Origin of the sequence: Mycobacterium sp. (assembly GCF_052145595.1) — a bacterium.
Lineage (GTDB): Bacteria > Actinomycetota > Actinomycetes > Mycobacteriales > Mycobacteriaceae > Mycobacterium.
In genome coordinates this window covers 1-20,087 of record NZ_JBKQOI010000281.1, presented here as the reverse complement: position 1 = coordinate 20,087, position 20,087 = coordinate 1, and the positions used below count along the sequence as shown (strand labels likewise).

Genomic DNA, 20,087 nt, shown 5'->3' with positions numbered 1-20,087 from the left:
CAGCCCCCACAGCAGCCCTACTGGCCGCAGCCGGCCCCAAACTATCCCGGTTATCCGGGCCAGCCCGGTAACGCATACCCCGCCTACCCGCCGTATCCGCCCTATCCGCCGCCTGGTCAATCCAACCCGGATGCCGGAAAGTCTCCTGACAAGGAGGACGACGACGTGAGCCGGCCCAACCCGCCGGCCCACGGCTGACGAACGGAGGATTCGATGGCCTTACCGGGTTTGGGGCCGGACACCGCGACTCCGCGGATACGGGTGTTCGACCAGGCACGTGCCGAGGCCGCGATCCGCGAATTGCTTTACGCGATCGGTGAGGACCCCGAGAGGCACGGTTTGCAGGAGACTCCGGCTCGCGTCGCCCGCGCCTACCGCGAAATGTTCGCCGGGCTGTACACCGACCCCGACACGGTGCTGAACACCATGTTCGACGAGGAACACGACGAGCTGGTGCTCGTCAAGGAAATCCCGTTGTACTCCACTTGCGAGCATCACCTGGTGTCGTTTCACGGTGTGGCCCATGTCGGCTACATCCCCGGCAGTGACGGCAGGGTGACCGGCCTGTCGAAGATCGCCCGGCTGGTGGACCTGTACGCCAAGCGGCCACAGGTTCAGGAGCGGCTGACCAGTCAGATCGCCGATGCCCTGGTGAACAAACTCAATCCGGCCGGGGTGATCGTCGTGATCGAGGCCGAGCACCTGTGTATGGCGATGCGCGGTGTCCGCAAGCCCGGGGCTGTCACCACGACGTCGGCGGTGCGCGGCCAGTTCAAAACCAGTGCCGCTTCTCGGGCCGAGGCGCTCGACCTCATCCTGCGTAGGTGAGTCCGGCGCCTGTGCAGGTTATGGGAGTTCTGAACGTCACTGACGACTCGTTCTCAGATGGCGGGCGCTATCTCGATACCGACAGCGCCGTCGCGCATGGTCTGGCAATGGCGGCCGAGGGCGCGGACATCGTCGACGTCGGGGGGGAGTCGACTCGGCCCGGTGCCGCTCGGATCGACTCCCGGGTCGAGGCGTCTCGCGTGGTTCCTGTCGTCAAAGGGCTTGCAGCAGAAGGCATTACCGTAAGCATCGACACTATGCACGCGGGTGTCGCGCGGGCGGCGCTGCAGAGCGGCGCGCGGATGGTCAACGACGTGTCGGGTGGACGAGCCGATCCCGCGATGGCACCGCTGCTGGCCGAGGCAGGTGTGCCCTGGGTGTTGATGCACTGGCGATCGGTGTCGTCCGACCGCCCGCACGAGGCCCCGCACTACCGCGACGTGGTGGCCGAGGTGCGCGCCGAGCTACTCGCCAGCGTCGACGACGCGGTGGGCGCAGGTGTCGATCCCGCCAAGCTGGTGATCGACCCCGGGCTCGGATTCGCCAAGACCGGACAACACAATTGGGCGCTGCTCCACACGTTGCCGCAATTGGTCGGCACCGGGATCCCGGTGCTACTGGGTGCCTCGCGTAAACGGTTCCTCGGTACGTTGTTAGCCGGTCCCGATGGGTCGCCGCGACCGCCTGACGGGCGTGAGACGGCGACCGCGGTGATTTCCGCACTGGCCGCCCTGTACGGGGCCTGGGGCGTGCGCGTGCACGACGTGCGGGCCACCGTCGATGCCCTCAAGGTCGTCGGGGCTTGGACGGGAGACAATGGCTGATCGAATTGAATTGCGCGGCTTGACGGTTCGTGGCCGGCACGGAGTCTTCGATCATGAGCGCGCCGACGGGCAGGACTTCGTCGTCGATATCACCGTCTGGATCGACTTGGCCGATGCCGCCGTTAGCGACGATCTGGCCGACACCTACAACTACGCCGCCCTGGCCCAGCTGGCGGCCGACGTCGTCGCGGGACCCCCGCGCAACCTGATCGAAGCGGTGGGCGGAGAGATCGCCGACCAAGTGATGGACGACCACCGCGTGCACGCCGTCGAGGTGGTGGTGCACAAGCCGCAGGCTCCGATCCCGCAGCAGTTCGTTGACGTGGCGGTGGTCGTTCGACGGTCGCGCCGCGGCGGTCGCGGTTCGGTGATCCCCGCCGGCGGGGCGCTATGACACGGGTAGTGCTGTCCATCGGCTCCAACCTGGGCGACCGGCTGGCGCGGCTGCAGTCGGTCGTCGACGGGCTCCAGGAAGCGGTAGTGGCTGTGTCTCCGATCTATGAGACGGACCCCTGGGGCCGCGTCGAGCAGGCCCCGTTTCTCAATGCGGTGCTGATCGCCGACGACCCGGCCCGGGACGGGCAGGGGTGGCTTCGCCGGGCGCAGGAGTTCGAGCAGGCGGCGGGCAGGGTTCGCGGCGAGCGCTGGGGGCCGCGCACCCTCGACGTCGACCTGATCGCCTGCTACGGCGAGACAGAGATGATCTCCCGCGAAAACAACCTGACGCTGCCCCACCCGCTGGCCCACTTGCGGGCCTTCGTGATGGTCCCGTGGCTGGCCATCGACCCGGATGCCCGGCTGACCCTCGCCGCAGGGCCGCGGCCCGTCGCGCAGTTACTGGCAGAGCTGGAGCCGGCCGACCGGGATGCCGTTCGGTTGTCCGGTCTGACGCTCGAGACGAAAGAAAATCCCTCAGCCGATCCGGAATCGGATACCTGATGGGACCGACCAGGAAACGTGACCTGACGGGCGCGGTGGTCGGCGCTGCGGTGGTGGGGTATCTGCTGGTGATCACGCTGTACCGGTGGTTTCCACCCATTACGGTGTGGACCGGGTTGTCGCTGCTCGCGGTGGCCATCGCCGAGGCGTTATGGGCGTTCTACGTGCGGGCCAAGATCAATGACGGCGAGATCGGGACGGGGCCCGGGTGGCTGCACCCGCTGGCGGTGGCGCGCAGCGTGATGGTCGCCAAGGCGTCGGCCTGGGTGGGTGCGCTGATGCTGGGTTGGTGGGTCGGAGTATTGGTGTACTTCCTGCCGCGACGGTCGTGGCTGCGGGTCGCCGCCGAGGACACCACCGGAACGGTGGTGGCGGCCGTCAGCGCGCTGGCGTTAGTCGTTGCCGCGATGTGGCTGCAGCATTGCTGCAAATCTCCGCCGGATCAGACCGAACACGGCGAGGGTGCGGAAACCTAGCCCGCGCACCGGCATTGCCCGCTCCCGGATTGACCCAGGTGAGAATCGCCGAAGTCGCGCGACACGCGGATTGACCTCGCACAGGTAAAGTCAGGCCATGACCGTTCTGTCCCGCGGCGCCCGGGTCCGGCGCGGCGGACGCAGGCCGGGTTGGGTGCTCTTGACGGCGTTGCTGGTCCTCGCGATGGGGGCCAGTTCCGCACTGGTTTTCACCGACCAGGTGGAACTCCTCAAGCTCGCTGTAATCCTGGCGCTGTGGGCCGCAGTCGCCGGAGCCTTCGTTTCGGTGCTCTACCGCCGGCAAAGCGACGCGGATCAGGCCCGGGTCCGTGACCTGAAGCTGGTCTATGACCTGCAGCTGGACCGGGAAATCTCGGCCCGCCGCGAGTACGAGCTGACCGTGGAGTCCCAGCTGCGGCGCGAGCTGGTCTCCGAGCTGCGCGCTCAGGCCGCCGACGACCTGGCAGCGCTGCGGGCGGAGCTGAGCGCGTTACGGACCAGCCTGGAAATCTTGTTCGACACCGACCTGCAGCACCGGCCGGCGCTGGAGACCATCGAGACCGAGGCGCCACCGACACGCGCGTACAGCGGCTGGGACCGCAATGGCGAGGGCAACCCCGTGGATTGGGTGTCCAGTGATCGGGTCACTTCGGTTCCGCAGGACAACCCGACCAGCCGTCCCGACGACGCGGCGATTATTGACGTGCCCGAGGAGCCCTTGTTGCCGCCCCGGCAGCCGCGGCCACCGCGGCAGCGTGCCCCTTATCAATACGACGTCCCGCCTCAATACGACGTCTCGCCGGAGGCCGCGTACCAGGCCCCTCCGATGGCCCCCCAGCCGGAGCCCGACCAGCGATTCGAACCTCGTCACCGGCCGCCGCCACCGACCCCACCGCCACCCGCACCGCCTCCGGAGCCCCAACCGGAACCGCAGCCGCAGATGCAGGACTGGCAGCCGATGCCCGCAGACGGACAGTGGTTGCCCCCTCGATCGGCGGTCAGCCACTGGTCCGGCGCCGAGCCGCTCGGCGAGCCGCCGCGCGCCCGGCACTCCGGCTTCGAAGAACCCATTGATGGCATGCCCGTCGAGCCGGCGCCCGCACCGCCCTACGGCGAGTCCGGCCGCCGCGCGCGGCCGCGCCATTCGGCCGAGTACCGCGACTATGGCGTGCGCAACTTTGCGCCCATGAACGAGCCCCTGCCGCCAACCCCGCCCGCTGCGCCGCCCCTACCGCCGCCGCACCCAGCGTCGGCACCGGCCGCCGCTGCGCCGCCACCACAAATGGCTCCGCCGCCGCCCCCGGAGCCCGCACCCCGGCACCGCGGCGCGGACCCCGTGGACGGGTTGGACGGCCCGCCAAGCGGTGGTCAGTCGGTTGCCGACCTGATGGCGCGGCTGCAGGTCGAGCCCTCCGGAGGTGGCCGGCGTCGTCGCCGCGAGGGGTGAGCTGGGAGCTTCCTCACATTGGGCGTTGCCCGCACATCGACTACAGTCTTAGTGACCGTCCGGTACCCCTGACGTGGGACCGGAACGAACGAAGATACATGTGAGGTCGTCTGCGATGGTGCAGTTCGACGGTTTGCGCCCGGCCAGGCTCAAGGTGGGGATCATCTCGGCCGGTCGGGTAGGCTCCGCGCTCGGTCTAGCGCTGGAGCGCGCCGACCACGTCGTGGTGGCGTGCAGTGCCATCTCCCACGCGTCGCGGCAGCGGGCGCAGCGCCGGCTCCCCGATACCCCGGTGCTATCGCCGCAGGACGTTGCCGCCAACGCCGAGCTGCTGGTGCTGGCGGTTCCCGACAGCGAACTCGCCGGCCTGGTGTCCGGGTTGGCCGCGACTTCGGCAGTGCGGCCCGGCACGATCGTCGTGCACACGTCCGGCGCCAACGGGGTCGGCATTCTGGCGCCGCTGACACCCAGCTGCACGCCGCTGGCAATTCATCCGGCGATGACGTTCACCGGCTCCGACGAGGACATCGGCCGGCTCCCGGACACGTGCTTCGGGATCACCGCCGCCGACGATGTCGGGTACGCAATCGGGCAGTCGCTGGTCCTGGAGATGGGCGGGGAGCCGTTCTGCGTCCGGGAGGACGTCCGTGTCCTCTACCACGCCGCGCTGGCGCACGCGGGCAACCACATCGTGACCGTGCTCGCTGATGCGCTAGAGGCGTTGCGGGCCGCGCTGCGGGGCAGCGAGCTGCTCGGGCAACAAACCGTCGACGACCAACCGGGCGGCCTCGCCGAACGAATTGTCGGGCCGTTGGCCCGGGCGGCGCTGGAAAACACCCTGCAGCGCGGCCAGGCCGCGCTCACCGGCCCGGTCGCCCGCGGTGACGCGGCCGCGGTCGCGGAGCATTTGGCCGCGCTGGCAAAGGCCGACCCGGCGCTGGCCCAGGCGTACCGGGTGAACGCCCTGCGGACCGCCCAGCGCGCCCACGCTCCCGAGGACGTCGTGGAGGTCTTGGCCCCTTGAAACCAAAGATGAATACCCAGGTGCAGGGCCGGCCGCCGGCGTTCAAGACGGGCGAACTCAATGTGTACTCGGCGCCGCGCGATGTCACCGACGTCAGCCGCGCGCTGCGCCATACCGGGCGCCGGGTGATGTTGGTGCCCACGATGGGCGCCCTGCACGACGGGCACCTTGCCCTGGTGCGCGCCGCCAAGCGGGTCCCCGGCTCGGTCGTGGTGGTCTCGATCTTCGTCAATCCGCTGCAGTTCGGCGCCGGAGAAGACCTCGACGCCTATCCCCGGACCCTCGACGACGACCTGGCGCTGCTACGCGGCGAAGACGTCGAGATTGTCTTCGCGCCAACCGCCGCGGCGATGTATCCCAACGGCCTGCGCACCACGGTGCACCCGGGTCCGCTGGCCGCCGAGCTCGAGGGCGGTCCTCGGCCGACCCATTTCGCCGGCATGCTGACCGTGGTGTGCAAGCTGCTGCAGATCGTGCGTCCCGACCGAGTGTTCTTCGGCGAGAAGGACTATCAGCAGCTGATCCTGGTGCGCCAGATGGTCGCCGACCTGAACGTCGACGTTGCCGTGGTCGGCGTGCCGACCATCCGGGAGGCCGACGGGCTGGCGATGTCGTCGCGCAACCGCTACCTCGACCCGGTGCAGCGCGAGTTGGCCGGCACGCTGTCCGCGGCGCTGACGGCGGCCGCGCACGCCGCGCACTCCGGCGCACAGGCCGCGCTGGACGCCGCCCGCGCGGTGCTTGGCGCCGTGCCCGCGCTCGCGGTCGACTACCTGGAACTACGCGACGCGGAGCTCGGCCCGGTGCGGGCCAACGCACCCGGCCGGCTGCTGGTTGCCGCCCGGCTGGGCAACACCAGGCTGCTGGACAACATCGCCCTGGAATTAGGAGCAGTCAAAGCAGAAGGAACTTCGCCGGCACCCGTGGGGCCGGACGGATATGGGGACACCCATGAATCACCTTGGAGGAATTGATGTTACGGACGATGCTGAAGTCGAAGATCCACCGCGCCACCGTCACGCAGGCTGACCTGCACTACGTCGGCTCGGTGACCATCGACGCCGACCTGATGGACGCCGCGGACCTGCTGGAGGGCGAACAGGTGACCATCGTCGACATCGACAACGGCGCCCGGCTGGTCACCTACGCGATCACCGGCGAGCGTGGTACCGGCATTATCGGAATCAACGGCGCCGCAGCGCATCTCGTTCACCCGGGCGATCTGGTGATCCTGATCGCGTACGGGAGCATGGAGGAGGCGGAGGCGCGAGCCTATCAGCCGCGGATTGTGTTCGTCGACGCCGACAACAAGGCGATCGACCTGGGGCATGACCCGGCTTTCGTGCCGGCTGACGCAGCCGAGCTGTTGGATCCCCGCATCGGTGTGCGGTAACCGTGCTGCTGGCCATTGACGTCCGTAACACGCACACCGTCGTCGGACTGCTATCGGGATCCAAGGAACACGCAAAGGTCGTGCAGCACTGGCGGATTCGTACCGAATCCGAGGTTACCGCCGACGAGCTGGCGCTGACCATCGACGGCCTGATCGGCGACGATTCCGAGCGGCTCACCGGCGCAGTCGCACTGTCCACCGTGCCATCGGTGCTGCACGAGGTGCGGGTCATGCTCGATCAGTACTGGCCATCGGTGCCGCACGTGCTGATCGAGCCGGGGGTGCGTACCGGTATTCCGCTACTGGTCGACAATCCGAAGGAAGTGGGGGCCGACCGGATCGTCAATTGCCTGGCGGCGTTCAACAAGTTCGGTACGGCCGCGATCGTCGTCGACTTCGGATCCTCGATATGCGTGGACGTGGTGTCGTCCAAGGGGGAGTTTCTCGGTGGCGCCATCGCCCCCGGGGTGCAGGTTTCTTCGGATGCCGCTGCGGCCCGCTCCGCGGCACTGCGTCGCGTCGAGCTGGCCCGGCCGCGTTCGGTGGTCGGTAAGAACACGGTCGAATGCATGCAGGCGGGCGCGGTGTTCGGCTTCGCCGGGCTGGTCGACGGTCTGGTGCAACGCATCCGCGACGACGTGGACGGCTTTTCCGGCGACCTGGGCGATCAGGTCGCGGTCGTAGCAACCGGACATACCGCACCGCTGCTGCTACCCGAACTGCACACCGTCGACCACTACGACCAGCACTTGACCCTGCAGGGCCTGCGGCTGGTGTTCGAACGCAACCGAGACGCCCAGCGCGGCCGGCTGAAGACGGCCCGCTAGGAAGCCCGGGCTCCCGCATTCGCAACGAGTCTGCGTACAGCGCGGCTTCCGTGGCGATGATCGCGCCGCCGGCGCAGGCTCGACGCCGTCAGCGCAGGCTCGATGCCCTGTCCTTTAAGCTGGCACGTCGTGAATGCTGACCCGCCGGAAACCGATGCTGCCCTTCCCGAGCAGTACCGGATCCGCCGGGACAAGCGCGCTCGCCTGTTGGCGGAGGGTCGTGAGCCATACCCGGTTGCCATCGAGCGCACCCACACCCTGGCCGAGGTGCGCGCCGCCCACCCCGACCTGCTGATCGACATCGCGACCGATGACGTCGTCGGTGTCGCGGGCCGAGTGATATTTGCGCGCAACTCCGGAAAACTGTGCTTTGCGACACTCCAGGACGGCGACGGCGCCAGCCTGCAGGTGATGATCAGCCTCGACAAGGTCGGTCGGGAAGCCCTCGATGCATGGAAAGCCGACGTCGACCTCGGCGACATCGTCTACGTGCACGGCAACGTGATCAGCTCGCGACGCGGCGAGTTGTCCGTCCTGGCCGACTCCTGGCAGATGGCGGCCAAGGCGCTGCGGCCGCTGCCCGTCGCGCACAAGGAGATGAGCGAAGAGGCACGGGTGCGGCAGCGCTATGTCGACCTGATCGTCCGTCCCCAGGCGCGCGCGGTGGCCCGTCAGAGAATCGCCGTCATCCGCGCGATACGCAACGCACTGGAACGGCGCGGGTTTCTCGAAGTCGAAACCCCTATGTTGCAGACGCTGGCCGGTGGCGCGGCGGCCCGGCCGTTCGTCACGCATTCCAATGCGCTGGACATCGATCTCTACCTGCGGATCGCACCCGAACTGTTCCTCAAGCGGTGCGTCGTCGGTGGATTCGACAAGGTCTTCGAGCTAAATCGCGTGTTCCGAAACGAAGGAGCCGATTCGACCCATTCTCCGGAATTCTCCATGCTCGAGACCTACCAGACCTACGGAACCTATGAGGATTCAGCAGTCATCACCCGGGAGCTTATTCAAGAGGTAGCCGACGAGGCGATCGGAACCAGACAACTGCCGCTGCCCGACGGCAGCGTCTACGACATAGACGGAGAATGGGCGACGATACAAATGTATCCGTCGCTGTCGGCGGCGCTCGGTGAGGAGATCACGCCGCAGACGTCGGTCGATCAGCTGCGCGTCATCGCGGATCGGCTCGGTATCGAGATTCCGGACGATAGCGGCTACGGGCACGGTAAACTCGTCGAGGAACTGTGGGAGCACACGGTGGGAAACACCCTGACCGCGCCCACATTCGTCAAGGATTTCCCAGTCGAGACAACACCTTTGACAAGGCAGCACCGCAGTATCCCGGGTGTGACCGAGAAGTGGGACCTCTACATTCGTGGAGTCGAACTGGCCACTGGTTACTCCGAATTAAACGATCCGGTCGTGCAGCGAGAGCGATTCGCCGAACAAGCCCGCGCCGCGGCCGCCGGCGACGACGAGGCCATGGCGCTTGATGAAGATTTCCTCACCGCGCTGGAGTATGGGATGCCGCCGTGCACCGGAACCGGAATGGGTATCGATCGGTTGTTGATGTCTTTGACCGGACTGTCAATTAGAGAGACAGTTTTGTTCCCGATTGTTCGGCCGCACTCCGGTTGAAAGTTCAACTGTACGGCTTCCGTCCGGATTGAGTATGCTTCGTTGTTATGGCAGATTAGTGACCGGGGAGGTCAATCCAAACTGCTCAGCAACTGCTCAGGACGAAACGCGAGGGTAAGCTAATGGCGAAAAAAGTGACCGTCACCTTGGTCGATGATTTCGACGGTGCGGGCGCAGCCGACGAAACGGTTGAATTCGGGCTTGACGGGGTGACCTATGAGATTGACCTTTCGTCCAAGAATGCCGCGAAACTGCGGGGGGATCTGAAGCAATGGGTGGCAGCCGGCCGTCGCGTCGGCGGCCGGCGGCGTGGGCGTTCCGGTTCCGGGCGCGGACGTGGCGCGATCGACCGTGAGCAGAGCGCCGCGATCCGCGAATGGGCTCGCCGAAACGGGCACAACGTGTCGACGCGTGGCCGGATCCCGGCCGACGTGATCGACGCATTCCACGCGGCGACCTAACGCACCGCTAACCGGCGTCCGGGTCCAAAGCCTGGGCGCCGGTTGTTTGTCATTTTCGCTCGCGGCTAAACGACCGCGGGGCGGCGCGGAGAACGCTTAGCCGGTTTTCCTCGTTTATCTGGTGTGGCCGAGGTTGTAGTAGGAAGTGCGGCCTGGACCGCCAGGCACCGCAAGGTTAGGAACCCTGGCAGGCCGACCATTACAGTGGATGGCAGGTACACAGTGTCGGCTCTTGCCGACAGTACCGAGTACCGATGGTGAGGGAGAGCAGGTAACCACCGATGTTCGAAAGATTTACAGACCGTGCCCGCAGGGTCGTCGTCCTGGCGCAAGAAGAGGCCCGGATGCTCAACCACAACTACATCGGCACCGAGCACATCTTGTTGGGTTTGATCCACGAGGGCGAAGGCGTAGCGGCAAAGTCGCTGGAGTCGCTGGGGATCTCGCTCGAGGGCGTTCGCAGCCAGGTCGAGGAGATCATCGGCCAGGGCCAGCAGGCGCCGTCGGGACACATCCCGTTCACCCCGCGCGCCAAGAAGGTTCTCGAGCTGAGCTTGCGCGAGGCGCTGCAGCTGGGCCACAACTACATCGGCACCGAGCACATTTTGCTGGGGCTGATCCGCGAGGGTGAGGGCGTGGCCGCCCAGGTGCTGGTCAAGCTTGGCGCCGAGCTGACCCGAGTGCGTCAGCAGGTGATTCAGCTGCTGTCGGGCTACCAGGGCAAGGAGGCCGCGGAGGCCGGGACCGGTGGTCGCGGCGGCGAATCCGGCAGCCCGTCCACTTCGTTGGTGCTCGACCAGTTCGGGCGCAACCTGACGGCTGCCGCGATGGAAGGCAAACTGGACCCCGTCATCGGCCGCGAGAAGGAAATCGAGCGGGTGATGCAGGTTCTGTCCCGGCGCACCAAGAACAACCCGGTGCTGATCGGCGAGCCCGGCGTCGGCAAGACCGCGGTCGTCGAAGGCCTGGCGCAGGCCATCGTGCACGGCCAGGTCCCGGAGACGCTGAAGGACAAGCAGCTCTACACGCTGGACCTGGGATCGCTAGTCGCCGGCTCAAGGTACCGCGGTGACTTCGAGGAACGCCTGAAGAAGGTGCTCAAGGAGATCAACACCCGCGGCGACATCATCCTGTTCATCGACGAGCTGCACACGCTGGTGGGCGCCGGTGCCGCCGAGGGCGCGATCGACGCCGCGTCGATCCTCAAGCCCAAGCTGGCCCGCGGCGAGCTGCAGACCATCGGCGCCACCACGCTCGACGAGTACCGGAAGTACATCGAGAAGGACGCCGCGCTGGAGCGCCGCTTCCAGCCGGTGCAGGTCGGGGAGCCCACGGTGGACCACACCATCGAGATCCTCAAGGGCCTGCGGGACCGCTACGAGGCGCACCACCGGGTGTCCATCACCGATTCGGCGATCGTGGCCGCGGCGACTCTGGCCGACCGCTACATCAACGACCGGTTCCTGCCGGACAAGGCCATCGACCTGATCGACGAGGCAGGTGCGCGGATGCGGATCCGGCGGATGACCGCACCGCCAGACCTGCGTGAGTTCGACGAGAAGATCGCCGAGGCCCGCCGCGAGAAGGAGTCCGCGATCGACGCGCAGGACTTCGAGAAGGCGGCCAGCCTGCGTGACCGCGAAAAGCAACTGGTGGGCCAGCGGGCTGAGCGCGAAAAGCAGTGGCGTTCAGGCGATCTCGATGTGGTCGCCGAGGTGGACGACAACGAGATAGCCGAGGTGCTGGGCAACTGGACCGGTATCCCGGTGTTCAAGCTCACCGAGGCCGAGACCACCCGGCTGCTGCGCATGGAAGACGAGCTGCACAAGCGGATCATCGGCCAGGAGGATGCGGTCAAGGCCGTTTCCAAGGCGATTCGCCGTACCCGCGCCGGGCTGAAAGACCCCAAGCGGCCGTCGGGTTCGTTCATCTTCGCCGGCCCCTCCGGTGTCGGTAAGACCGAGCTGTCCAAGGCGCTGGCCAACTTCCTGTTCGGCGACGACGACGCGCTCATCCAGATCGACATGGGCGAGTTCCACGACCGGTTCACCGCGTCGCGGCTGTTCGGTGCTCCGCCGGGATACGTCGGTTACGAAGAGGGCGGCCAGCTCACCGAGAAGGTGCGGCGCAAGCCGTTCTCGGTGGTGCTGTTCGACGAGATCGAGAAGGCACACCAGGAGATCTACAACAGCCTCTTGCAGGTCCTCGAGGACGGCCGGCTCACCGACGGCCAGGGCCGCACGGTGGACTTCAAGAACACCGTGCTGATCTTCACGTCCAACCTGGGCACCGCCGACATCTCGAAGCCGGTCGGCCTTGGCTTCACCCAGGGCGGCGGTGAGAACGACTACGAGCGGATGAAGCAGAAGGTCAACGACGAGCTCAAGAAGCACTTCCGGCCGGAGTTCCTCAACCGCATCGACGAAGTCATCGTCTTCCACCAGCTGACCCGCGACGAGATCATCCGGATGGTCGACCTCATGATCGGCCGGGTCGCCGGCCAGCTCAAGAGCAAGGACATGGCTCTGGAGCTGACCGATAAGGCCAAGTCGTTGCTGGCCAAGCGTGGCTTCGACCCGGTGCTGGGTGCCCGTCCGCTGCGGCGCACCATCCAGCGCGAGATCGAGGACCAGCTGTCGGAGAAGATCCTCTTCGATGAGGTCGGGCCGGGACAGGTCGTCACCGTCGACGTGGACGACTGGGACGGCGAGGGCGCCGGCGAGGACGCGGTGTTCACGTTCACCGGAACTCGCAAGCCGCCGGCCGAGCCGGACCTGGCGAAAGCCGGGGCGCACAGCGCCCCCGACACGCAGTAGCGATTGCAGGAAACGGGCGGTTAGTCTCTACGGGACTACCGCCCGTTTCCATGCCCGTTTTCGCTGTGATGAGGGGGTCCGCCCGTGCTGATCGTCACCACCAACGACCTTCCGGGCTGGGAAATCCAACGCGTGTGCGGCGAAGTGTTCGGGCTGACCGTTCGGTCCCGAAACGCGTTCTCCCAGTTCGGCGCCGGGTTGAAGTCCATGTTCGGCGGCGAGTTGCAAGGGATGACCAAGAATCTCGCCGAAAGCCGCAACGAGGCGATGGGGCGGCTGATCGCCGAGGCGCGTAACCGCGCAGGCAACGCGATCGTCGCGATGCGGTTCGACACCACCGAAATCGGCGAAGTGTGGACCGAGATCTGTGCCTACGGCACGGCGGTGCAGGCGGTGCCGATCACCGATGCCGCCAGGTACACCGCCAGCCAGCTCGGCTACGGCAGCCCGGCGCCGCAGCAGTGACCGCAGGCAACCGGGACGGAGGAGCGCGCCGTGGCTGAGGTTGCCCGGCTGACATTGGTGTCGCATGCGATGACCGACGCCATGGCGGCCGGGCGTTTCCCTGCCGACGAGCCGCTCAACGGCATCGGTCGTCGCCAGGTCAAAGCCGCTCCCGGCCTTCACATCAGCAGCGAGATCCGCCAGCTTGCCGCACCCGAGCAGCGCGCCCGCCAGACCGCACAGTTGCTGGGCTTACAAGCCACAACGGAGCCGCGATTGGCCGACCTCGATTGCGGAGCGTGGTGTGGGCAGACACTGCGGGCCGTCGGCCCCGAGGATCTCCAGATGTGGCTGACCGAACCGGCGCAGGCGCCGCACGGCGGCGAGTCGATCGTCGACCTGATCGGACGGGTGGCCGGATGGCTGGCGTCTTTGACCGAGGACGCTTTACCCGCGGTGGCGGTGACGCATCCGGCGGTGATCCGCGCGGCGGTCCTGACGGCCCTCGACATCCCCCCGAAATCGTTCTGGCGCATCGATATTGCACCGGTCGGTCGCACCGTCATGCATTTCCGGAAAGGCTACTGGACGCTGAAGCTGTAAGGGGTCGCGCTGGTTATCGCGGCGCGACCAGCGCGAAGACCTGTTTGGCCACCTGCAACATCCAGCCGGTCACCCTCGGCCCGTGATCGCGAGGCCAGTTCAGCTGGAAGCTGACCACCCACGGCTGCTGTGTCTTGTCGACGGCGTACCAGCTGAATGTCAGATCGCCCGGCAGGCCACCGGCTTTCGCGCCGATGTACGGCCAAACGTTTCGGTCCAGCTGGATGCCCGGCACCGCGGAAAGGATCTGCCTGACCGGTGCGGCAGCGCCGACCGCGTCGGCCTGCAGCGCCGCGTGGACCCGGCAGATGTCCTCGGCGTTGCCGTACCACTCCGCTCCGTAGGTCGAGGCCGGGATGTGGGCACGGGTCGGATCGGGTTGGTAGGGACTGGAGTTGGCCCGCGCCAGCAGCTGGGCGCGGACCTGCGGGGATCCTTCCTTCCATTGGCTGCGCAGATCCGGTTGCCCCCAGCCGACGGAGAACAGCTCGTACATCGTGGGGAAGGGTGTCATGCTGGCCGGATCGTGGTGGCCGGCGGTAACGAGCGCTTCCTCGATGGCGTGCGTACCCATCCGTCCGATCAGCAAGTCGGTGGCCATGTTGTCGCTGGCGGCGATCATTTTCTCGGCGGCCGTGCGAACTGAAACATGCGCCCCGGGAGGCAGTTCCAAGCCCGAGCCAACCGCCTTGCTCTTGTCGGTGACGGTCAGCTGGTCATTCCAGGACACCGCTCCGTTCTTGACCGCACCCGCCAGAGCATGCAGCACGTACAACTTGAAAATCGATGCCAGCGGCAGGGATTCGCCGGTGTCCGTGCCCGCTACCGGGTCGCAGTGGCCGTTGTCGACTTTGACGACCTGGTAGGAATAGCGGGCGCCGGTCTTGCTCAACACGGCGTCCACGTCGTGCCACGAGTCGATCTTTGGTGCCTGCGCGTCGACGTCGAACCCATCGACCCGTCCGTCATCGTCGGTGTGTACCCGGATGTCTTGTCGCGCGCCGTAAGAGGAGATCAGGTGCAGCCTGGCCACGCTGGCGCTGATGTCGACGCCGTCGAGGGTGAAGGGGCGATCCCACCAGAGCCCCTCCATGGTGGTCTCGACCGACTCCACCTTGTCGGGCGCGGCAAGGGTGCCGACGCCGACCGGCCCGATGGGCCAGTCCGAGTTGAGCATGTCCATGGTCTGCTGGGCCCGCAGACCGGGAGGTGTTCTGGTGTCGATGCCGCGGCCGGTGTTGGCCGCGTTCGCGTGCGGGGAAGGGGAAGGTGCGCAACCCGGCGCCAGGGTCACGACCAGCGCCGCGACGGCGCTCAGCGCCGCCACGCGGCGGCGCCCCGACCGCTTGCTAACCAGCCGGTTCGCTACCGGCAACGTCCATCACGACCTCGAATTCCAGCAGCGTCGCGCCGGTCGCCACCGGGTTGGCTCGGTGTCCGGCATGGGCTTCGATGGCGGGCCCGCTCGCCCACGCCTGGAATGCTTCATCGGACTCCCATTGGGTCACCACGAAGTAGCGGTTCTCGCCCTTGATCGGACGCAGTAGCTGGAAGCCGAGGAAACCGGGTTGATTCTCCACCGCGTGCGCGCGGTGGGCGAAACGCTTCTCCAGTTCGGGGCCGGCGTCGGCGGGTACTTCGATTGCGTTGATCTTCACCACTGGCGGCATTCCGCTAGGTTACCGCGCCCCCTCGCCTGACCTACTCCTGGGCGGCCCGCGCAAGATGAAGGCATGCCCACCGATCTGTTGACCTGCCGCGGCGGACGGGGTGAGCCGTTGGTACTGGTGCACGGCCTGATGGGCCGGGGCAGCACCTGGTCGCGTCAGCTGCCATGGCTGACCCGGTTGGGCACCGTGTACACCTACGACGCTCCGTGGCACCGGGGCCGCGACGTCGACGACCCACACCCGATCAGCACCGAGCGGTTCGTGGCCGATCTGGGCGACGCGGTGAGCGCACTGGGGGCGCCGGCCAGGCTGGTCGGGCATTCGATGGGCGCCCTGCATTCGTGGTGCCTGGCCGCGGAGCGCCCGGATTTGGTTTCGGCACTGGTGATCGAGGACATGGCGCCGGACTTCCGCGGCCGCACCACCGGCCCGTGGGAGCCGTGGTTGCACGCGCTTCCCGTCGAATTCGACTCCGCCGAGCAAGTATTCGAAGAGTTCGGGCCCGTTGCCGGACAGTATTTCCTGGACGCCTTCGACCGCACCGAAAGCGGGTGGCGGTTGCACGGCTACACCGCGCGATGGATCGAGATCGCCGCCGAATGGGGTATCCGGGATTACTGGGCGCACTGGCTGGCGGCGCGGGCCCCGGCGTTGCTCATCGAGGCCGGCAACTCGGTCACCCCCCCGGGCCAGATGAACGCGATGACCAAAACCGGTTCTCCGACAACGTATTTACATGTTTCTGAGGCCGGTCATCTAGTTCACGACGAAGCGCCGCAGGTATACCGCGAGGCGGTCGAGTCCTTTTTGGCGCGAAGCTGATTCGGCACAGCCCCGAGAACGAGAGGAGTGCCGACAAGCATTTTCGATTTTGATGCACCATGTTTACCGCCGGTTGTCAGCAATAGGCTGGGCGCTGGTCATTGGTATGCTGTGAGGCCATCGGCACGGACTCGCATGTCCTGTAACGGAATCGGCGCTAGTGAGTCTCTTCTCCAGCGAATAATGCTGCACCACGGACGTTTAGCGGGTCCGAGAGGTGACGACCACGCTGCCGTCTCTTCATTTTGGTGACGACCTGTTTCCGGCCGCTGGACGTGGTGGACTAGCCGGGCTGGCCGTTGTCGCCCGCTTCGCCGGCTGTTCCGGTGCTTCCGGGATTGCCGTCGGGGTTGCCGATCCCGGCGGCCCCTCCGTTGCCGCCCCCACCGGCGGCCCCGCCCGTGCCGTAGGGGCCGGGGGCGGGGGCGCTGCCGCCGTTGCCACCATTGCCGCCGGTACCGCCGTCGGCGCCATTGCCGCCGTTACCGGCGGGTCCCTGCGTGGAGTCCCCGCCGACCCCGCCGGCCGCGCCATTACCGCCGTTTCCCCCGCCCCCGCCAGCACCGCCGGTCGCTCCGCCGCTACCGCCGTTGCCGCCGTTGCCGCCGTTGGCGGCCGTCCCACCCGCCCCGCCATAACCGCCGTAACTGTTCACACCGGGGCCGGCCTCGCCGGCGTCGCCGCCCTGACCGCTGACACCGGCGTCGCCGCCGGCCCCGCCGTTGCCGCCGACACCGCCGGAAACGGTGGCCTGGCCGCCCTCACCGCCGGCCCCGCCGGTGCCGGTATTGCCGCCGGCCCCGCCGTCACCCCCGTTACCGCCGTCACCGTTTACACCGGTGTTGGCCGCGCCGCCGCCACCTCCGGTACCGCCGGCCCCGCTGGCCCCGCCGGCGCCGCCGTTACCGCCGACACCGTCGGTGCCGGTGGCGTGGCCACCCTCGCCGCCGGCCCCGCCGGCGGCGGCATTGCCGCCAGCCCCGCCGGCACCGCCGGTGCTCAACGACATTTGGACCGCGCCGCCTGCACCTCCACTACCGCCGGCCCCGCTGGCCCCACCGGCCCCGCCGTTACCGCCGACACCGTCGGTCCCGGTGGCCTGGCCGCCGTCGCCGCCGGTCCCGCCGGTACCGGGCGTCCCGCCGGTCCCGCCGGCCCCGCCGGTGCTGAACAACCCGACGGTCGCGCCGCCGGCACCTCCGGCCCCGCCCTGACCGCCCTGACCGCCGGTACCGCCGTCACCGCCGCCCGTTGCGCCGGTCCCGCCGGTGCCGCCGTCCCCGCCCTGGCCGGCCGTCCCGCCGGCACCCCCGAGACCGCCGGTCGCGCTGTGACCGGTGGCCGCGCCGCCGGCCCCGCCGACGCCGCCGTTACCGCCGTCACCACCGGTCGCGCCGGCTACGCCTGCACCGGTGGCGTCACCGCCAACCCCGCCGGCCCCGCCGCCGCCGCCTTGTCCGCCGTTGCCGCCCGCCCCGGCGACGATGCCGTTACCGGCCTGCGCTCCGGCGTTGCCGCCGTCGCCGCCCGCCCCGCCGTCGCCGCCGGTGTCGCCGCCAGTCGGGGTAGTGGCTGTAGCGCCAGGGGCGCCCGCGGCGCCACCGCCGCCGTTGCCGCCGTTGCCGCCGTTGCCGACCAGCCCGCCCTTGCCGCCGGCCCCGCCGTCGCCGCCGTTGCCGCCCGGGGTGGTGGCGTCGGCGCCGTCCCCGCCGATGCCGCCGTTGCCGCCGTTGGCGGGCGTGCTGCCGGGTTCTCCGGTCTGGCCGGCGACACCGCCGGTACCGGTGTCGCCGGGCGCACCGCCCGCACCGCCGGCCCCGCCAGCGCCGGGGTCACCGCCGGCCCCGCCGGCGCCGCCGTCACCGGTGCCGAGACCGCTAAACGTGCCGGCCGCGCCGTTGCCGCCGTCACCGGGCGCGCCGCCCGCACCGCCGGTGCCGCCCGCCCCGCCGTCGCCATTGGTGCCGACGTTGCCGAAACCCAGGGCCGCGCCGCCGTAGCCGCCCGTCCCGCCCGCCCCGCCGGTGCCCCCGGTGCCGCCGTTGCCGGCGTCGCCGCCGGCCGCGCCGGCGGTCACGGCTGCCGCGCCGGCCCCGCCGGCCCCGCCGGCTCCGCCGGTGCCACCCTGGCCGCCGACACCGCCGGTTCCGCCGTTGCCGAGCAGCAGGCTGCTGTTACCGCCCCTGCCGCCGGGGCCCCCAACAGCGCCGGTCCCGCCGTCGGTGCCGTTGGTCCCCGGGAAGCCCGAACTGCCGTCGGTGCCGGCGATGCCGGGCCCACCGGCACCACCCGCCCCGCCGGTGCCGCCGTTGCCGAACAGCCAGCCCACGGCGTCGCCGCCGGGCCCGCCGGCCCCGCCATTTTGTCCTACACCGCCGGCGCCGCCAACGCCGCCGGTGCCGCCGATGCCCATCAGGAATCCGCCGTTGCCCCCGTCGCCGCCGGGGGCACCGTTGGCCCCGGCGCCGCCGGTGCCGCCGTTGCCGATCAGTCCGGCAGCCCCGCCGAGGCCGCCCTGACCGCTCGTTGCGGTGCCACCGGGCCCGCCGTTACCGAACAACAACCCGCCTCGACCGCCGGCGGCCTGCAGAACCGTTCCGCCACTCATGCCGGGGGCCCCATTGCCGAGCAGGTCCCGCCCGATCAGCGCCTGGCCGATCGGGTTGATAAACGTGTTGTCGACGAATTGACCCACTGCGCTGGTGATCCAGGCCTGCCCGACGATGTAAGTCGGCTGGTAGACCACCGTGCCGAACAAACCAGCAAACAAACCGGCAAGGGATGAATCGGACGACGAAGCCAACACCGAGACGTTGGCGGCCTCGGCGCTGGTATACCAGCCGGCGGCGGTGTTGAGGGCCTGCACGAACTTGGCGTGAAAGGTCGCCGCATGTTGGCTGAGCTGTTGAAACTCGCTGGCGTACTGGGAGAACATCGCCGCGATCTGAGTCGACACCTCGTCTTGGGCCGCGGCCACTATCCCGGTGGTGGGGGCCGATGCCGTCGCGTTGGCCAGGGCCAGCGTCGACCCGAGTCTGGCCAAATCCGTTGCCGCCCCGCTGATGATGTCGGGTGTCGTGAGCAGAGACGCCATGAGCCAGCAACCGCGTCAGTGCCGCTGGCCGGTGAGCCCGCGCGCGATCCAAAGCGCCACCGCCATGATCGTCAGGGTGGGGTTGGAGCCGCTGGAGGTGGCGAACACGCTGCCGTCGGCGACGTAGACGTTGTCCAGCTGGTGCATTTTCCCATTCGCGTCGACGACGCTCGTCGCCGGGTTTACGCCCATCTGCATCCCGCCCATCGTGTGCTCGCCGCTCGGGGGTGCAACACCCCCCAGCGAATTTGCCAAATTCTGGGGTACGGCGGCGAACAGCTGTGCGCCGGACGCCCCGCACATCGCGGCGAGCAGCGGCACGAAGAAGTCTTGCGAGATCTTCTCGAACCTTCCGATCTGGTAGGTGATTCGGGGCGCCGGCTGGCCGTTGATGTCTTTGACCGTCGGGTCGAGAGTGACGTTGTTGGTGAGGTACGGCATGTCGGTGGCAAAGCAATCGACGCCGGCAAGCCGGTCGCGCAGGAGCGAGGCGCGCATCAGCTCCTTGAACGGGCGGCCGAAAAACTGCACCCCCGGCAGAATTCCCAGGATCTCCTGGTAGTAGTTGGCCTCCGCGATCGGAAACTGGCTCCCGCCGAGCTCGCACAGGCCGGCACGTATGTAGGGCAGTCCGGCCAGTCGTGCGGCGATTCGAGCCCCGGGGAAGTTGGGATCGTTGAAGTCGAACACGACCTGCGTGCACGCGCGGCCTTTGTAGGCGTGCACCCGCTGGTCGAGGAAGACCGCGAACCCGTCGTAGAAGTTTTGAAACATTATC

General features: G+C 68.3%; 21 protein-coding genes. 17 read left to right on the top strand and 4 right to left on the bottom strand.

The annotated features are described in order from the left end of the window. The 16 genes from ACLP4W_RS24435 to ACLP4W_RS24360 form a co-directional block, all read left to right on the top strand. A partial coding sequence (locus ACLP4W_RS24435; RefSeq protein WP_442389975.1) for a hypothetical protein occupies positions 1 to 198 on the top strand: 198 nt, incomplete at its 5' end. Between the two features lie 15 nt (positions 199 to 213). Continuing rightward, entirely contained in the window at positions 214 to 828 is a 615-nt protein-coding gene (gene folE / locus ACLP4W_RS24430; RefSeq protein WP_442389974.1) for a GTP cyclohydrolase I FolE, read from the top strand. Beyond that, complete coding sequence (folP, locus tag ACLP4W_RS24425) at positions 825 to 1,652, top strand: dihydropteroate synthase (protein WP_442389973.1); 828 nt, start codon at positions 825 to 827, stop codon at positions 1,650 to 1,652. Before folE ends, folP begins: the two co-directional genes overlap by 4 nt. After that, positions 1,645 to 2,046: a dihydroneopterin aldolase gene (gene folB, locus ACLP4W_RS24420; RefSeq protein WP_442389972.1), complete on the top strand. Its 402-nt coding sequence runs from the start codon at positions 1,645 to 1,647 to the stop codon at positions 2,044 to 2,046. The genes folP and folB overlap by 8 nt, the downstream gene beginning before the upstream one ends. Beyond that, positions 2,043 to 2,591, top strand: coding sequence for a 2-amino-4-hydroxy-6-hydroxymethyldihydropteridine diphosphokinase (gene folK, locus ACLP4W_RS24415; protein ID WP_442389971.1), 549 nt, complete (start codon positions 2,043 to 2,045; stop codon positions 2,589 to 2,591). The genes folB and folK overlap by 4 nt, the downstream gene beginning before the upstream one ends. Next, positions 2,591 to 3,067, top strand: coding sequence for a DUF3180 domain-containing protein (locus tag ACLP4W_RS24410; RefSeq protein WP_442389970.1), 477 nt, complete (start codon positions 2,591 to 2,593; stop codon positions 3,065 to 3,067). The genes folK and ACLP4W_RS24410 overlap by 1 nt, the downstream gene beginning before the upstream one ends. Before the next feature lie 97 nt (positions 3,068 to 3,164). Next, complete coding sequence (locus ACLP4W_RS24405) at positions 3,165 to 4,514, top strand: DUF6779 domain-containing protein (protein ID WP_442389969.1); 1,350 nt, start codon at positions 3,165 to 3,167, stop codon at positions 4,512 to 4,514. Positions 4,515 to 4,629: 115 nt separating this feature from the next. After that, the gene (locus ACLP4W_RS24400) at positions 4,630 to 5,538 is read left to right on the top strand and encodes a Rossmann-like and DUF2520 domain-containing protein (protein WP_442389968.1); all 909 of its coding nucleotides are present in this window, start codon (positions 4,630 to 4,632) and stop codon (positions 5,536 to 5,538) included. An 8-nt stretch (positions 5,539 to 5,546) separates the two neighbouring features. Further along, positions 5,547 to 6,512 carry a pantoate--beta-alanine ligase gene (panC, locus tag ACLP4W_RS24395; RefSeq protein ID WP_442389967.1) on the top strand — a complete coding sequence of 322 codons (966 nt, stop codon included), beginning with the start codon at positions 5,547 to 5,549 and terminating at the stop codon, positions 6,510 to 6,512. Continuing rightward, positions 6,512 to 6,931, top strand: a complete 420-nt coding sequence (panD, locus tag ACLP4W_RS24390) for an aspartate 1-decarboxylase (protein ID WP_442389966.1) — start codon at positions 6,512 to 6,514, stop codon at positions 6,929 to 6,931. The genes panC and panD overlap by 1 nt, the downstream gene beginning before the upstream one ends. Positions 6,932 to 6,933: 2 nt before the next feature. Further along, positions 6,934 to 7,758, top strand: coding sequence for a type III pantothenate kinase (locus ACLP4W_RS24385; RefSeq protein ID WP_442389965.1), 825 nt, complete (start codon positions 6,934 to 6,936; stop codon positions 7,756 to 7,758). 102 nt (positions 7,759 to 7,860) lie between these two features. Continuing rightward, positions 7,861 to 9,399 carry a lysine--tRNA ligase gene (gene lysS / locus ACLP4W_RS24380; protein WP_442389964.1) on the top strand — a complete coding sequence of 513 codons (1,539 nt, stop codon included), beginning with the start codon at positions 7,861 to 7,863 and terminating at the stop codon, positions 9,397 to 9,399. A gap of 122 nt (positions 9,400 to 9,521) precedes the next feature. Continuing rightward, entirely contained in the window at positions 9,522 to 9,860 is a 339-nt protein-coding gene (gene lsr2 / locus ACLP4W_RS24375) for a histone-like nucleoid-structuring protein Lsr2 (protein WP_083116388.1), read from the top strand. A gap of 281 nt (positions 9,861 to 10,141) precedes the next feature. Then, positions 10,142 to 12,676 carry an ATP-dependent protease ATP-binding subunit ClpC gene (clpC1, locus tag ACLP4W_RS24370; RefSeq protein ID WP_442389963.1) on the top strand — a complete coding sequence of 845 codons (2,535 nt, stop codon included), beginning with the start codon at positions 10,142 to 10,144 and terminating at the stop codon, positions 12,674 to 12,676. Positions 12,677 to 12,760: 84 nt separating this feature from the next. Then, positions 12,761 to 13,141, top strand: a complete 381-nt coding sequence (locus ACLP4W_RS24365) for a YbjQ family protein (protein WP_442389962.1) — start codon at positions 12,761 to 12,763, stop codon at positions 13,139 to 13,141. A 30-nt stretch (positions 13,142 to 13,171) separates the two neighbouring features. Continuing rightward, a complete protein-coding gene (locus ACLP4W_RS24360) occupies positions 13,172 to 13,723 on the top strand; it encodes a histidine phosphatase family protein (RefSeq protein ID WP_442389961.1) in 552 nt (183 codons plus the stop codon). Between the two features lie 13 nt (positions 13,724 to 13,736). On the opposite strand, the gene ACLP4W_RS24355 is transcribed toward ACLP4W_RS24360, so the two are convergent. Beyond that, on the bottom strand, positions 13,737 to 15,098 hold the full coding sequence (locus ACLP4W_RS24355; RefSeq protein ID WP_442389960.1) for a Cpe/LpqF family protein: 1,362 nt from the start codon (positions 15,096 to 15,098) through the stop codon (positions 13,737 to 13,739). Then, positions 15,073 to 15,393, bottom strand: a complete 321-nt coding sequence (gene mhuD, locus ACLP4W_RS24350) for a mycobilin-forming heme oxygenase MhuD (RefSeq protein WP_442389959.1) — start codon at positions 15,391 to 15,393, stop codon at positions 15,073 to 15,075. The genes ACLP4W_RS24355 and mhuD overlap by 26 nt, the downstream gene beginning before the upstream one ends. Positions 15,394 to 15,456: 63 nt before the next feature. Between mhuD and ACLP4W_RS24345 the strand changes: the two genes are divergently transcribed. Beyond that, positions 15,457 to 16,215, top strand: a complete 759-nt coding sequence (locus ACLP4W_RS24345; protein WP_442389958.1) for an alpha/beta fold hydrolase — start codon at positions 15,457 to 15,459, stop codon at positions 16,213 to 16,215. Between the two features lie 283 nt (positions 16,216 to 16,498). Here ACLP4W_RS24345 and ACLP4W_RS24340 read toward each other — a convergent pair whose 3' ends face one another. Together ACLP4W_RS24340 and ACLP4W_RS24335 are read right to left on the bottom strand one after the other, a co-directional pair. After that, positions 16,499 to 19,309, bottom strand: coding sequence for a PE family protein (locus ACLP4W_RS24340; RefSeq protein ID WP_442389957.1), 2,811 nt, complete (start codon positions 19,307 to 19,309; stop codon positions 16,499 to 16,501). A gap of 15 nt (positions 19,310 to 19,324) precedes the next feature. Further along, the coding region (locus ACLP4W_RS24335) for a GMC family oxidoreductase (protein ID WP_442389956.1) at positions 19,325 to 20,087 on the bottom strand (763 nt) is incomplete at its 5' end.